The following is a 12,226-nucleotide window of genomic DNA, read 5'->3' as shown; positions in this document are numbered from 1 at the left end:
GTGCCACCAGTTGTCCGGCCCCGCAACGGACCTCGACACCGCGGACCGGATGGTCCGCGCGATTCAGCTGACGATCGCGAACAAGAGCGCCGCGACCGCGAAACTCACCACGGACAGGATCGTTTCGAGCACGGTCCAGGTCTGCAGGGTCTGCTTGACGGTCAGGTTGAAGTACTTCGCGATGATCCAGAAGCCGCCGTCGTTGACGTGGCTGAGGATGATCGAGCCCGCGGCGATGGCCATGGCGATCAACGCGATCGACATCTGCGAGTAGTTCTGGCTCGCCACCAGCGGGGCGACGATGCCGCCCGTGGTGACGATCGCGACGGTCGCCGAGCCCTGGGCGATGCGCAGCCCGCAGCTGATGATGTAGGCGAGCACGATCACCGGCAGCCCGGCCGCGGACATGGTGTCCGCCAGGGCGGTGCCGATGCCGGTGGCGGAGATGACCTTTCCGAAGAAGGCGCCCGCGCCGACCACCAGCAGCAGCATGCCCACCGGCCGCAACGATTCCGCGGTCAGCTCGCTGAGCTCCTGCACCGTGGACCCGCGGCGCACGCCGAGCACATAGAACGCGATCAGCACCGCGATGAGCAGCGCCACCGCGGGCGTGCCGAAGAACGTCAGCACCTGCAGCAGCTGGGAGTCCTTGTCCAGCAGCTGGGTTCCGAAGGTGGCGCCAAGGATCAGCACCAGCGGGATGGCGATGATCGCGCCGATCAGCCCGACCGAAGGCGGGGTGGCCGTGACGGTCTTGGTCGCGACACCACCGGAACCGCCGCAGACGCGCTCCCCCTCATCGGGAGCGGTCTGCTCGTCTTCCTTGCGCACCAGGAACTCGTCGGGCACCTCGACATGCACCCGCTTGCCGATGTAGCTGCCCCACACGAGGCCCGCTGCCACGAATCCCGGCAGGCCGCAGACGAATCCCATCAGGATCAACCAGCCGAGGCTGACGCCGAGCAGCCCGCCCAGGGCAACCGGACCCGGGTGCGGCGGCAGGAAGGCGTGCGTCATCGACAGACCCGCGAGCATCGGCATCGCGTACAGCACCAGCGAACGGCCACCGCGCTTGGCGGCCACATAGATCAGCGGCGCGAGCACGAAGATGCCGATGTCGAAGAACACCGGGATGCCGAAGATGAGCCCGAGCAGGCCCATGGCGAACGGAGCGCCCTTCTCGCCGAACAGGTTCAGCAGCTTGCCGGTCAATACGTCGGCGCCGCCGGAGCGTTCGAGTATCGCGCCGAGTACCGTGCCGAGCCCGATGATCACCGCGATGTGCCCGAGGATGCCACCGAAACCGGTCTCCAGCAGCGAATCACCGGCCTTGATCGCGGTGCCGACGATCTTCGACACCGGCAGCCCGGCGGCAAGGGCAAGCCCGAGCCCGGTGAGCAGCAGCGCGATGAACGGCTCCAGCTTGACCTTGATGATGGCGAACAGCAACACGGCGATCGCCAACCCGCAGAGCACAAGCAGCCCCGGGGTTGTGGTGCGCAGCCAATCAACGGCGCCCATGGTGGACCTCTCAATTCATGGATCGAACGAACGATGCCGCACGAGTAGCGATTTCGGACCAGCGGCCCGCGGCGACATCGGAAGGGGAAACAACGTCGGTACCCGCCGTGACGGCAATCGCGCCCGCGGCCAGGAATTCGGCGGCGTTCCCCGCATTGACGCCCCCGGAAGGGATGAGCGCCACGTCAGGGAATGGACCACGCAGGTCCTTCAGGTAGCCAGGGCCGAGCGCCCTGGCGGGGAAGATTTTCACCGCGGCCGCACCGAGATCGAGCGCGGTGAGCACCTCGCTCGGCGTGAAAGCGCCCATCACGACCGGGATGTCGTGCTGTGCGGCGACCTCGGCAACGTCCGTGCGCAGTCCCGGGGTGACCAGGAACCGCGCGCCGCTGTCGATGGCGGCCTTGGCCTGTTCGCCGGTGAGCACGGTGCCGACACCGAGCACCGCGCCCTCGGCCGCGGTGGCCGCAGCGAGATAACCGAGTACACCCGGTGTGGTGAAGGTGAGCTCCAGCGCTCGAATTCCGGCCGAGGCAAGCGCTGCGGCGAGCGCGACCGGATCGGGGATCTCCGGTGCGCGCACCACGCTCAGCACGCGGTCGGCGCGGATGACCTCGATGGCCGAGGTAGTCACGATGTCTCCTTTCGCGAGGCGTTCATGCGCAGCGCGCGTCCGGCGAGAGTGCCGGTGGGCGCGCCGTTCTCGATGGCGAACTCGCCGTTGACGAGCACGTGCCGGATGCCGCGCGCCTGCTGTTTCGGATCGTCGGAGGTCGCGGTGTCCACCACGGTGGCGGGGTCGAACACCACGAGATCCGCGGCGTAGCCGGTCCGGACGAGCCCGCGGTCACGCAGCCGTAGCCGCGCTGCGGGCCGGCCGGTCAGATGGTGCACACAGTCCTCGAGCTCGAGCACACCGAGTTCGCGAACGTAGTGACCCAGGTAGCGCGGGAAGGTGCCCCAGGCGCGCGGGTGCGGCCGCGCCGGGGCGAGCAGCGCGTCGCTGCCGCCCATGTGCCCGGGGTGCACCATGATCGCGCGCACGTTCTCCTCGTGCCCGACGTGCTGCAGGATGCTGGTGGCCAGCTGGTCCCGACGCAGCAGGTCGAAGAACACCTCGACCGGCGCCATGTCGCGTTCTGCGGCGATCTCGTCCAGCCGTTTGCCCACGTAGCCCGCGAGCTCCCCGTTGGCCACGCCGCTGATCTGGATGGTCTCCCACTCGACGGTCACGCCGTGGCAGCCGTCGGAGCCGTTCACATTCACGTCCAAGGCAATTCGCGCCCGCGTCTCTGGATCGTCGAGGCGAGCCAGTGCCGCGTCCGGGCCGCCGGACATCGCCCAGCTCGGCAGCAGCGCCGAAAGTGTGGTCGCGCCAGGAAGGTACGGGTACGTGTCCAAGGTGATGTCGCAGCCCTCGGCCCGCGCGGCATCGATCAGCGCCAGGAATTCCGGTGCGCGACCACGATTCACGTGGAAGTTCATGGTGGCGTGTGTCAGGTGCAGCGCGCAGCCGGTCTTCTTGGCCAGCTCGATCATCTCGGCGTACGCCTCCAGCGCGCCCGCGCCGTAAGACCGGGTATGCGGCGCGTAGAACCCGCCGAACTCGGCGACCACCGCGCACAGCGCCGCCAATTCGCCGGTGTCGGCGTACATTCCGGGCGTGTAGGTGAGCCCGCTGGACATGCCGACCGCGCCCTCGCGCAACCCCTGCGCGAGCAGCTCCTGCATGCGGCCGATCTCCGCCGCCGTCGCCGGACGCTTGTCGGCGCCGACCACAAGCAAGCGCAGTGTGCCCTGCGGCACCAAATAGGCGGCGTTGGGCGTGATCCCGCGATCGAGCCGGTCCAGGTACTCGCCGACGGTGCGCCAGGAGAAGTCGAGATCGGCGGGATTGCCGTTCCACCCGGCGATTTGGCGCCGCACCACCGCGAGGGTGGCGTCGTCGATCGGGGCATAGGACAGCCCGTCCTGCCCGATCACCTCGGTGGTGATGCCCTGGCTGACCTTCGGGAAGTGCCCGGGTTCGGTCAGTAGATGCAGGTCCGAGTGGGCGTGCATGTCGATGAACCCCGGGCACAGCGCGGCGCCCGGACCGGCATCGATGACCCGGTCGGCCCCGGGGATACTGCCCGGCTCGGCGATGCGGGAAATCCGCCCCTGCTCGACGAGCACGTCGCCGCGAAAGCGCGGCGCACCGGTGCCATCGATGATGTCGATGTCGCGAAAGAGTAAGTCCGTCATGATCCGCGGCTCAGAAGAACGTGTGCAGGAAGTCGACGACCCGCGGCGACGGCGCGTCGGCGTCATCGATGACCGGGATGAGCCGCCACTTGTCGAAGGCGGTACAGGGATGCGACAAACCGAGCCGCACCACGGCGCCGACCGGCAGCTCGGTGCCGGGGGGCAGCCGCAGGAAGGTGTGCTGGTCGTTCAGCGCGGATACCGTCGCGGCCGGGTCCAGCGCCGAACCTTCCGGTCCCGCAACGCATTGCGGGACCGGAAGCCCCTCATCGAAGGGCAGGTCGCGCCTGCCCGCATCCAGCAGCGCCAGTTCCGGCTCCGGGCGCGACAGCGTGCGCGCCCAGCCGTGCATGGCCGAACGGAGCGGCTTCTCGCTGCGCGAAGCGGCGAACGGGGAGATGCCCGCGTAGAAACCGTCGTCGTGGATGATGTACGCGCCGGAGCGCAGCACCACCGAGGTCGGAACACCCGGTGCGCCTTGCTCGTCCGCGAGACCGGCGAGGCGCTCGACGACCAGGTCCGGGTATGCACTGCCGCCCGCGGTCACGATCGCGCCGTCCGGATACTGTCCGGCCGCGGCGATTTCACGGTGCAGGCGGGCGAGCTCGTCGAGATAGTGCCGCACCGTGTCGGTGGCCCCCGGCGTGCGGTCGTGTGCGAGTGCGCCTTCGTAGCCACCGACACCGGCCAGCGTGAGCCGCTCGGCGTCGGTGATCGCCGCCGCGACCTCCCGCGCCTGTTCGACCGTGCGTGCGCCGGTACGGCCGTGCGGCCCACCGAGTTCCACCAGCACCCGGACCTGGGCCGTACCCGGCGCGGTCCGCAGGTGCTCGTCCATCAGCACGACGGTTTCGACGCTGTCCGCCCAGCAGACGAACTCGAAGGAAGGGTCCTTCGCCGATTCCGCAGCGACCCAGTGCAAGCCGACCGGATCGACGAGCGCGTTGGCCAGCAGGATCCGGCCGACCCCGAACGAGCGCGCCACCTGCACCTGCCAGATAGTGGCCAGCGTGATGCCCCAGCAACCCGCGGCCAGCTGCTGTGCCCAGAGTTGCGGCGACATAGTGGTTTTGCCGTGCGGCGCGAGGTGCACGCCCGCGGCACTCGCCCAGTCGGCCATGACGGCGATGTTCGCCGCGACGGCCGATCGGTCGATGGTCAGCAGCGGCGTCTCGAACTGCGCGAGCTCCGGTGCGGTGGCGAGGAATTCGCGCACGGTGCGACCCCAGGCAGTGGGCGGCAGCCCTTTGTGCTCGGGACCGAGCGTCCGGTCTCCGAGTCCTGCTACGACGTCTTCGTCGATCGCCACGGCATTCCTTCCCAGCGAATTCGCATTTTCTCACATAGCATCTCGCTATTGCATATTTTGCAATGCTTGTTGCGCATCGTGTTTCGTGTGGTTATTCTGCACGGGATGGCCGGTGGCCGCAAGCACAGGAAGGAGATCGGTGTGACGTGGCCTACGTCGACCCGCCCACGGGCGGTAACCGTCGGCGAGGGACTTGCCGTGCTGGTCGCACAGCCGGGACCCCTGGAGGAGTCGGAGATCTTCGAGCGGACGGCGGGCGGTGCGGAGGCGAACGTGGCCACCGTGCTGCCGCAGCTGGGGGTCGACACGGCCTGGTTGTCGCGGGTGGGCGACGACGGATTCGGCCGGTACCTGCTCACCCACCTCACCGAACGCGGCGTCGACGTGTCGGCGGTCGTCACTGATCCCGGCAGGCCGACCGCGGTGTACGTCAAGGAACGCGGGAGCGGCTCGGGCAAGGCCACCGACCTGGCCGAGCGGGCGAGCCGGATGCTGTACTACCGGACCGGCTCCGCGGCCAGCGCGCTGTCCCCGGCCGACCTCGCGGCGACCCCGGCCGCCCGGCTGCTCGCGGGCTGCCACCTGGTCCACTTCACCGGGATCACCACCGCGCTCTCGGCGTCGGCGACCGCGCTCACCGAGGCACTGCTCGCGCTGCCCCGCGACGGCAGGCTGGTGAGTTTCGACCTGAACTTCCGGCCCGCACTGTGGGCCGGGCGCGCCGAGAAGGCCGCCGAGGTGCTCGCCCGACATGTGCGGGGCTGCGACGTGGTCTTCCTCGGCGCGGACGAGGCCGGTGCGGTGTTCGGCACCGACGACGCCGACGAATTGCGCGCGTTGTTCCCGGAACCCACGCAGCTGATCGTCAAGAACGACGCGCACACGGTCACCGGCTTCGACGGCGCGCACCGCGTCGAGGTGCCCGCGCTCGGGCTGGAGGTCACCGAGCGCATCGGCGCGGGCGACGCCTTCGCAGGCGGTTACCTCGCCGCGCTGCTGCACGACCAGCCGCTGGCACAGCGACTGCGCTTCGGGCACCTCTGTGCCGCCGCGGCGCTCACCGGAACCGGTGACGGCGCGCAGCTGCCCGCACCGGCGATACTGGAACGACTGGCCGCGGTGGACGAAACCACTTGGGCCGAACTGCATTACAACGACACCGTCATCGAGAATGTGGCCTCATGAGCGAGCTTCCCATGAGTCACCCTGAAGTCAGCGAGACACAGTCATGAGTCAGAGTTTGTCGCGTGCGTTGACCATTCTTGTTGCCCTCGGCGAGGATTCGCGCTCGCTGGACCAGCTGGCGACCCAGCTCGGCGTGCACAAATCGACGGTGCTGCGGCTGCTGCAGACGATGGAGGCGCAGCGCTTCGTCACCCACGACAGCCAGCACCGGTATGTGCTCGGGTCGCGGCTGTTCGAACTGGCCAACCGCACACTGGAGCAGCGCGACGTGCGCACCCTCGCACGGCCGCACCTGAGCGCGTTGAACGCCGACACCAAGCAGACGATCCACCTCGCCACCTACGAGTCCGGCGATGTCATCTACATCGACAAGCTCGACGCCACCCAGAGCGTGCGGATGTACTCGCGGGTGGGCCGACCGGCCCCGCTGCACTGCACCGCCGTCGGCAAGGTGCTCATCTCCGCGCTGCCCCGCGCGGAGTGGCGGGTCATCGCCGAGAAGATCGACTTCCACCCGTTCACCGAACGGACCATCCGCACGCCCGAGCGCTACCTGATCGAGCTGGAAAAGGTTGCCGCCCTTGGGTATGCGGAGGACCACGAGGAACACGAGAGCTTCGTCAACTGCATCGGCGTCCCGGTGCGCAACGGTACCGGCGCGGTGGTCGCCGCGGTCTCCATGTCGGTGCCGGACATGCTGCTCGACCACGACCAGGTACTGGCCCAGCTGCCGCGGGTTCGCGCGGCGGCCGACGCCATCTCCGCCGAGCTCGGCTGGATTCCCGGCCGAGCCACCACCGCCACGAAAGGCTGACCATGAGTGAGAAGATCGCCGTCCGCACCACCGACGCGCCCGCGCCCGCGCACACGTTCTCCCAGGGCGTACGCAAGGGACCGTTCGTGCAGGTCTCTGGACAGGGTCCGGTGGACCCGATCACCAACGAGTACCTGTACCCGGGCGATGTTGCGGCGCAGACCATCCGCACGCTGCAGAACGTGAAGGCGATCATCGACGCGAGCGGGGCGACGTTCGACGACGTGGTGATGCTGCGCGTCTACCTGACCACCCGCGACGACTTCGCCGCGATGAACGAGGCCTACGGCGAGTTCGTCAGCGCGAACACCACCGGCGACGTATTGCCCAGCCGCACCACCGTTTTCACGGGACTGCCGCGCGCGGAGATGCTCGTCGAGATCGACGCGATCGCGATCGTCACCGAGTAACGCGACACCGCGCAGCAGAACGAACAAGCCGCCCCGACCCACGAATGGGTCGGGGCGGCTTTGCCGCGTCGCGTAGTCAGCCGCGACGCGGAGCCTCGATTCGGCTGCCGCCGTCAGACTTTGGCAGCCAGTTCTTTGTCGATGGAGTCGACGTCCGCGTCTTCGTCGGCGGCGGCAGGCACCACGTGGTCCGCCAATTCGCGGCCGACCATGCCCGCGCCGGGAATCGCGTCCAGCAGTTGGCGAGTGTACGGATCGGCCGGCGCGGTCAGCACCTCTTCGACCGGGCCCTGCTCCACCACCCGGCCGTCCCGCATCACCACGACCTCGTGCGCCAGCGCGCGCACCACCGCCAGGTCGTGCGAGATGAACAGGTAGCTGACGCCCAACCGCTCCTGCAGCGACGCGAGCAGCGTCAGGATCTGATCCTGCACAAGCACATCCAGGGCCGACACCGCCTCGTCACACACCACCAGCCGCGGCTCGATGGCCAACGCACGAGCGATCGCGACACGCTGCCGCTGACCACCGGAGAGCTCGTTCGGGTACCGGTGCGCCATCGCGGCGGGCAGTGCGACCTGTTCCAGCAGTTCGGACACCCGCGCCCGGCGGGACTCGCGATCACCGATCCCAAAAGCACGCAACGGTTCGGCGATCAACCGCTCCACCGTCCACATCGGATCCAGCGACGCGTACGGATCCTGGAACACCGGCTGCATCGACAGCCGCGCCGCGCGCAGCTGCGGACCGCGCAGCCCGACCATGTCGACACCGTTCAGCTTGATCGAGCCGGAGGTGACGGGCACCAGACCCAGTACCATCCGCGCCGTCGTGGTCTTACCCGACCCCGACTCACCGACGATCGCTGTGGTGCGGCCACGGGCGATAGTGAACGACACATTGTCGACCGCGCGCAGCACCCCACCGCGACCGCGGATCCGGTACTCCTTGCTGATGCCGGAGACCTCGAGGATCGGAGAATCCTTGAGGGACTTGGTAACTGCGGTCTCGGCAGCGGGCTTCTCGACGGAGACCGTCGTGTCGGCGGTCTTGTCGGCAGCCTTATCAACGGAAACCGCTTTGTCGGCAGCGGCTTTGTCGACAGAAACCTTTTCGTCGGAAACCTTTTCGTCCGAAGGCTTCTCGTCGGAAGCCTTCTTGTCAGCGGCTTCGCCGTCGACGGACTCCTCGTCAGCAGCCTTGTCGTCGGCAGCCTTGTCGTCGACAGCCTTGTCGTCGACAGCCTTGTCGTCGGCAGCCTTTGCATCAGCCGCTTCGTCGCCGACAGCCTTGTCGTCCGCGACCTTGTCGTCGGTGCTGTTTTCGTCGGCCGCCGCTGTGGCGCCGGCCTTCTCATCGACTACCGTCTCGTCGGCTACCTTGCCGTCGGCAGCCTTCTCGTCCGACGGCTTGTCGTCAGCCGCCTTCTCGTCAGCGCCCTTCGCGACAGCGGCTTCCTCGTCGACGGCCTTCTCGTCGGCTACCGTCTCGTCGGCAGCCTTCGCATCAGCCGCATCGGCTTCAGCGGCCTTGTGGTCGGCCACCTTGCCATCGGCGATCTCTTGGTCGATGGCGTCTTCGTCGGCAGCCTTGTCGTCGGCGGCCTTGTCGTCGGCGGCCTTGTCGTCGGCGGCCTTGTCGTCGGCAGCTTCCTCGTCAGCAGCCTTCGCTTCCGCGGCCGTGACGACAGTCGCCTTCTCCTCGGCAACCTCTTCGGCGACCTTCGCAGCGGCAACCTTGCCGTTGGCGGACTTCTTCGCGGCACCCTTCTTACCGGCACCCTCGCCTTCGGCAACCTTCGTGTCGGCGGCCTCGGCAACGGCCTTGTCCTCGACCGGCTTTACGTCATCGAGCTCGTCGTCGGCCGCATCGTCGCCAGCGGCGTCCGCCGCGACCGCGTCATCGGCGGCCGTCTCGGTCGCCACCGTGCCGTCCGCGTCTTCGCTACCGGCAGTGGCCTTCTCGCCGGTGCCATTCGTGTCACCCACGCCGGCCGTCGCGGCAACGGTCTCGCCTTCCGCGACCACACCTTCAGCAGCCTCGACCGCCTGATCCGCCACCACCGGATCGGCCCGCCGCGGCGCGATCAACGCCGGCGCCGCCGCGACCAACCGCCGCGTGTACTCCTCCTGCGGATCCGTCAAAACCTGTCGCGCAGGCCCGGATTCGACGATCTTGCCGTCGGACATCACCACCACCCGGTCCGCCCGCTCGGCGGCGAGCCCCAGGTCATGGGTCACCAGCAGCAGCGCGGTGCCGAGCTCCTGGGTGAGCTTCTCCAGGTGGTCCAGGATCTGCCGCTGCACGGTCACGTCCAACGCCGAGGTCGGCTCGTCGGCGATCAGCAGGTCCGGGCGGCAGGCCAGGCCGATGGCGATCAGCGCACGCTGGCGCATACCGCCGGAGAATTCGTGCGGGTACTGCCGCGCCCGCCGGGCGGGTTCGGGCAAGCCGGCCTGCCCGAGCAGCTCGATGGCTCGTTCCTTCGCCTCGCGCCGCGAGCAGATCTTGTGCGCGAGCAGGGTTTCCGAGACCTGACGACCCACCCGGGATACCGGGTTCAGGTTGGACATCGGGTCCTGCGGGACCAGCCCGATCTCCTTGCCGCGCAGTCCGCGCAGCACCTTCTCGTCGGCGTGGGTGATGTCCGCGCCGCGCCACCGAATGGTGCCGCCGGTGACCCGGCCGGAGCCGGGCAGCAGACCCATGATCGCGTGTGCCAGTGTCGATTTGCCGGATCCGGAGGCGCCGACGATGGCGACCCGCTCCCCCGGCTGGACCACCAGGTCGGCGCTCTGCACGGCGGTCACGTCGCCGAACGACACCCGCAGATCACTGATCTCCAGAAGTGGTTCTGTCATTGCGGGCTCCTTCAGCGCCGTGTCTTCGGGTCGAGAGCGTCCCGCAGGGCGTCGCCGAAGAGGTTGAATCCCAAGCAGATGATCGCGAGCGCCACACCGGGGAAGATGCCCGGCCACGGCGTGCGGAGCAGGTATTGCTGTGCGTCGGACAGCATGATGCCCAGGCTGGGCGCGGGCGGTTTGATGCCCAGGCCGAGGAAGGACAGGATCGCCTCGCCGAGCACCGCCGTCGGCATGATCACCGTGGCCTGCACGATGATCGGGGCCAGCGAGTTGGGCAGGATGTGCTCGCCGAGGATGCGCCAGGACGGCACGTCCATGGTGTTGGCGGCGAGTACGAAGTCGGTTTCCTTGAGCCGCAACGTTTCCGCGCGCACCACCCGCATCATGATCGGCACCTGAGCGATGCCGAGCGCGATGGCGGCGTCGGCGAGACCGCCGCCGTTGATCGCGGTCAGCCCGACCGCCAGGATGATGAAGGGGAACGCGAGCAGCACGTCGGACAGCCGCGACAGCACCATGTCCGCGGCGCGCCAGTAGCCCGACAGCAGGCCGAGCGGCACACCGAGCAGCACCGCGCACAGCACCGAGAGCACGCCGACCTCGAGCGAGGCCCGGGTGCCGTAGAGCACCCTGGAGAAGATGTCGCGGCCCAGATCGTCGGTGCCCAAGAGGAATCCGACGGTGCCCGGCTGCTGGAACGGCGTCGAGAAGTGCACTTCACTCGGCGAGTACGGCGCGAGCAGCGGCGCGAAGACGCCCACGAAGATCACGATCAGCAGCAGCACCGCGCCGACCATGCCGAGCGGGTTGTGCCACAGCTGGCGCAGCACGCGGCCGCGCACCGCGGCCAGCGGCGGGGTCTGCAGGACCGGGTTCGGTTCGGCGGTGGTGGTCGTCTCGACGACCGGGGTGTCGGTGACTGTCATTGCGCCCTCCCGGACACTCGCACGCGGGGGTCGATCACCGTGTACAGCACATCGACCAGCAGGTTGATCACGATGTAGGACGCGGCGATCACCAGGATGACCGCCTGGATCACCGGGTAGTCGCGGGTGAACACCGAGTCGAGGGTGAGCTTGCCCATGCCGGGCAGGCTGAAGATGCGTTCGGTGACCACCGCGCCCGCGATGAGCCCGCCGAGCTGCAGGCCGACGATCGTGGTGACCACGATCAGGCTGTTGCGCAAGCCGAATCGGAAGATGACCGCGCCGCGGCTGAGCCCCTTGGCCCGAGCGGTGCGGACGAAGTCCGCGGTCAGCGTCTCCACCATCGACGACCGAGTCTGGCGCTGCACGACCGCCGCGTGCGCGAGACCGAGGATGATCGCGGGCAGCGTGAGGAAGTAGATGCCGCGCAGCGGATGCTCGAACGGCGAGACGTACCCCGAGGCCGGGAACCAGTTCAGCTGCACCGACAGGTAGAGCACCGCGAGGATGCCGACCCAGAAGGTGGGCACCGAAAGCGCCATCAGCGAGAACCCGTTGGCCGCCCACTCGGGCCACCGGCCGCGGTACACCGCCGCGAGCACGCCGCCGATCACGCCGGCCAGCACCGCGATGACCATGGCGTACAGCGCGAGCTGCATGGTCACCGGCAGCGTGGTGCCGATCATGTCGATCACCGGCGTGCCGGTGCGGATCGACTTGCCGAAGTCACCGGTCAGCGCGTGGGTGACGAACTCGAAGTACTGCACCGGCAGCGACCGGTCCATCCCCAATTCGGCGCGCACCGCGGCGAGGGCGGCCTCGTCGGCCTGCTCGCCCGCCAGCGTCGTCGCCGGATCACCGGGCAGCGCGCGCACCCCGATGAAGACCACGATCGAGGCGAGCACCAGCGTGACAGCGGACTGCCACAGACGGTGGAACACATACTGCAACAT

At 68.6% G+C, this 12,226-nt stretch carries 10 protein-coding genes and 1 pseudogene; 3 read left to right on the top strand and 8 right to left on the bottom strand.

Annotated features, from left to right (window positions below; genetic code table 11):
• Positions 1-63: 63 nt before the first annotated feature.
• The 4 genes from DMB37_RS33335 to DMB37_RS33320 are packed head-to-tail and all read right to left on the bottom strand — an operon-like array spanning position 64 to position 5,074.
• Positions 64-1,521, bottom strand: coding sequence for a GntP family permease (locus DMB37_RS33335; RefSeq protein WP_135236063.1), 1,458 nt, complete (start codon positions 1,519-1,521; stop codon positions 64-66).
• Between the two features lie 10 nt (positions 1,522-1,531).
• Positions 1,532-2,155, bottom strand: coding sequence for a bifunctional 4-hydroxy-2-oxoglutarate aldolase/2-dehydro-3-deoxy-phosphogluconate aldolase (locus DMB37_RS33330; RefSeq protein WP_135236062.1), 624 nt, complete (start codon positions 2,153-2,155; stop codon positions 1,532-1,534).
• Positions 2,152-3,765: an amidohydrolase family protein gene (locus DMB37_RS33325; RefSeq protein ID WP_135236061.1), complete on the bottom strand. Its 1,614-nt coding sequence runs from the start codon at positions 3,763-3,765 to the stop codon at positions 2,152-2,154. The genes DMB37_RS33330 and DMB37_RS33325 overlap by 4 nt, the downstream gene beginning before the upstream one ends.
• 10 nt (positions 3,766-3,775) lie before the next feature.
• Positions 3,776-5,074, bottom strand: coding sequence for an alanine racemase (locus tag DMB37_RS33320; RefSeq protein ID WP_135236060.1), 1,299 nt, complete (start codon positions 5,072-5,074; stop codon positions 3,776-3,778).
• Between the two features lie 141 nt (positions 5,075-5,215).
• On the opposite strand from DMB37_RS33320, the gene DMB37_RS33315 reads away from it, so the two are divergent.
• From DMB37_RS33315 to DMB37_RS33305, 3 genes are read left to right on the top strand one after another with little or no spacing between them, the layout of a single operon-like run.
• Positions 5,216-6,259, top strand: coding sequence for a sugar kinase (locus tag DMB37_RS33315; RefSeq protein ID WP_240771770.1), 1,044 nt, complete (start codon positions 5,216-5,218; stop codon positions 6,257-6,259).
• Between the two features lie 43 nt (positions 6,260-6,302).
• On the top strand, positions 6,303-7,073 hold the full coding sequence (locus tag DMB37_RS33310) for an IclR family transcriptional regulator (protein WP_135236059.1): 771 nt from the start codon (positions 6,303-6,305) through the stop codon (positions 7,071-7,073).
• A gap of 2 nt (positions 7,074-7,075) precedes the next feature.
• Positions 7,076-7,483, top strand: a complete 408-nt coding sequence (locus DMB37_RS33305; protein ID WP_135236058.1) for a RidA family protein — start codon at positions 7,076-7,078, stop codon at positions 7,481-7,483.
• A gap of 113 nt (positions 7,484-7,596) precedes the next feature.
• On the opposite strand, the gene DMB37_RS42030 is transcribed toward DMB37_RS33305, so the two are convergent.
• The 4 genes and pseudogenes from DMB37_RS42030 to DMB37_RS33285 form a co-directional block, all read right to left on the bottom strand.
• Positions 7,597-9,027 carry an ATP-binding cassette domain-containing protein gene (locus DMB37_RS42030; RefSeq protein WP_370465433.1) on the bottom strand — a complete coding sequence of 477 codons (1,431 nt, stop codon included), beginning with the start codon at positions 9,025-9,027 and terminating at the stop codon, positions 7,597-7,599.
• Between the two features lie 465 nt (positions 9,028-9,492).
• A pseudogene (locus DMB37_RS42025) lies at positions 9,493-10,344 on the bottom strand (ABC transporter ATP-binding protein); the annotation flags it as partial.
• An 11-nt stretch (positions 10,345-10,355) separates the two neighbouring features.
• A complete protein-coding gene (locus DMB37_RS33290; protein WP_240771768.1) occupies positions 10,356-11,273 on the bottom strand; it encodes an ABC transporter permease in 918 nt (305 codons plus the stop codon).
• Entirely contained in the window at positions 11,270-12,226 is a 957-nt protein-coding gene (locus DMB37_RS33285; RefSeq protein ID WP_135236057.1) for an ABC transporter permease, read from the bottom strand. The genes DMB37_RS33290 and DMB37_RS33285 overlap by 4 nt, the downstream gene beginning before the upstream one ends.

The organism is Nocardia sp. CS682, from assembly GCF_004634405.1.
GTDB classification, from domain to species: Bacteria; Actinomycetota; Actinomycetes; order Mycobacteriales; family Mycobacteriaceae; genus Nocardia; species Nocardia ninae.
This window is presented reverse-complemented; position numbering and strand designations above follow the sequence as displayed.

What these genes read in the sequence shown, in the direction of transcription:
- DMB37_RS33335 (WP_135236063.1), bottom strand. Translation starts at nt 1,521, where the DNA reads ATGGGCGCCGTTGATTGGCTGCGCACCACAACCCCGGGGCTGCTTGTG.
- DMB37_RS33325 (WP_135236061.1), bottom strand. Translation starts at nt 3,765, where the DNA reads ATGACGGACTTACTCTTTCGCGACATCGACATCATCGATGGCACCGGT.
- DMB37_RS33310 (WP_135236059.1), top strand. Translation starts at nt 6,303, where the DNA reads ATGAGTCAGAGTTTGTCGCGTGCGTTGACCATTCTTGTTGCCCTCGGC.
- DMB37_RS33305 (WP_135236058.1), top strand. Translation starts at nt 7,076, where the DNA reads ATGAGTGAGAAGATCGCCGTCCGCACCACCGACGCGCCCGCGCCCGCG.
- DMB37_RS33290 (WP_240771768.1), bottom strand. Translation starts at nt 11,273, where the DNA reads ATGACAGTCACCGACACCCCGGTCGTCGAGACGACCACCACCGCCGAA.
- DMB37_RS33285 (WP_135236057.1), bottom strand. Translation starts at nt 12,226, where the DNA reads ATGTTGCAGTATGTGTTCCACCGTCTGTGGCAGTCCGCTGTCACGCTG.